Here is a 1,550-nt window from a genome sequence, read left to right as displayed (position 1 = left end):
TACAGTCCCGACGCCTTGCACGCGGAATTTGGCGCGCCGTTCACGCTGCTTCGCCAGGAGCGTGAGGAGCATCACACACCATCGGGCGGTATACAGCGGTTCATTTACTGCCTTTGCCGCAAAACGGTCGACTAGAGTGCCCAAGGGTCCTACAGCGGCACCATTCGAATAGTCCGGCCGCGTCGTAGAATACGCCCGCCAATCATTCAACGCACTCGGATCCGGGCGCGTCGCCACGAATAAAATCCAGGCCTGAGCGTGTCGTTGGTTGGCGAACTGGCCTGAGCGGCAGCCGGGCGAACAAACAAAGGCGCGTTATCAGCTTCACGGCCAGAAAGAGCGAAGCGCTCCGTTTGGCTTTGTACAAGGGTGTTCTCCATGCAGCCAGGCATCGGGATAGGGGCGTCTTGCCAGGGTGGCTCGTCAGGCGTGGGAAAGCGTGCGTAGTACGGCACCAACTGATTAGTGAACGAAAGAAACATGCAAACCGTTGCGGTACTCGACTTCGAAACAACCGGGCTTTCGCCCAATCTGGGCGACCGCGCTACCGAGATTGCCGTCATCCTTCTGCGTGACGGCCAGATTGTTGATCGTTACCAGAGCTTGATGAACGCAGGACGGCGCATCCCGTCCGATGTCGTTGCTCTCACCGGCATCACGAACGACATGATCGCATCAGCTCCTCCTGTCTCGAAAGTCATGAGGGAATCTGCAGCGTTTGTTGGAAACCATCCCGTCGTTGCCCACAACGCCGGTTTCGACAAGCGGTTTTGGCAGGCAGAACTGGGACTTCTTGGAGTGACAGCGGAGCATTCATTTGCTTGCACGATGCTCGTTGCCAGGCGAGTCTATCCACACGCCCAGAGTCATCGCCTGTCTAGCTTGGCGGAGATGCTTCGGTTACCGAAATCGGGTCGTGCTCACCGGGCGATGGTTGACGCCGAGGTCGCCAGCCATCTATGGTGCCGGTTGCAGCATGACATCGCTCAAACATACGGGCTGAAGCGAATCGATCACGCCCTCATGGCTCGATTGCAGAAAACCAGCAAGGCGAAGGTTGCGACATTTCTGGGTTCGCTGTCTAACGACTGAGCCCACTGCGCCGAACAACCTGGACCGCCCCCTCGATCCGTGGGGTGAGGCCTTCCAGAGGCACTGTCGCGTTGTCGTGTTCACGACGCAGTAGCTGATCGAGCGCACCACCCGCTCAGGCTGGCGAGCATTTTCTCCAGTCCGTGCGAACAGCCGCCTTTTTGAGCGGACGTCTGTTGGGAGCTGGGCAGTCAACCATCCTGGGCGGCCTTTTTGTTCCGCGCGCTGCTTGAGGTGGTCCTGAGATGCCACGCGTGTCCCGTTCGGCGAAGCCGCAAAGCGCCGTAACCTGGGTAGCTGCCTGCCTTACCGATACGCAGATGCGTGCAGGCGGTGGGACTACGCGGTTCTTCCTGTTCGGACGCGGCTCTCACGCGCGGCCGCTGCGAAATCGGGTGTACGTCATGGGCTTTCTTCGCTGGCGATGAAGAAACGGCTTGCCAGAAGGCGCTTTCCTC

2 protein-coding genes are annotated in these 1,550 nt (G+C 59.3%); one reads left to right on the top strand and one right to left on the bottom strand.

Translation table 11 applies throughout. From position 1 onward, the window contains the following. The first annotated feature begins 480 nt into the window (after nucleotides 1-480). Nucleotides 481-1,092 (top strand): 3'-5' exonuclease, encoded by a 612-nt coding sequence (locus tag U5A52_RS42860; RefSeq protein WP_321940453.1) that lies wholly within the window; start codon nucleotides 481-483, stop codon nucleotides 1,090-1,092. 191 nt (nucleotides 1,093-1,283) lie between these two features. On the opposite strand, the gene U5A52_RS42855 is transcribed toward U5A52_RS42860, so the two are convergent. Beyond that, nucleotides 1,284-1,550 (bottom strand): hypothetical protein (locus U5A52_RS42855; protein WP_321940451.1); only part of this gene is annotated, 267 nt, incomplete at its 5' end.

Source organism: Paraburkholderia sp. J8-2 (assembly GCF_905220195.1).
Lineage (GTDB): Bacteria > Pseudomonadota > Gammaproteobacteria > Burkholderiales > Burkholderiaceae > Paraburkholderia.
Note: the sequence above shows the minus strand (reverse complement) of the source record. Positions and strands in the feature narration are given on the sequence as shown.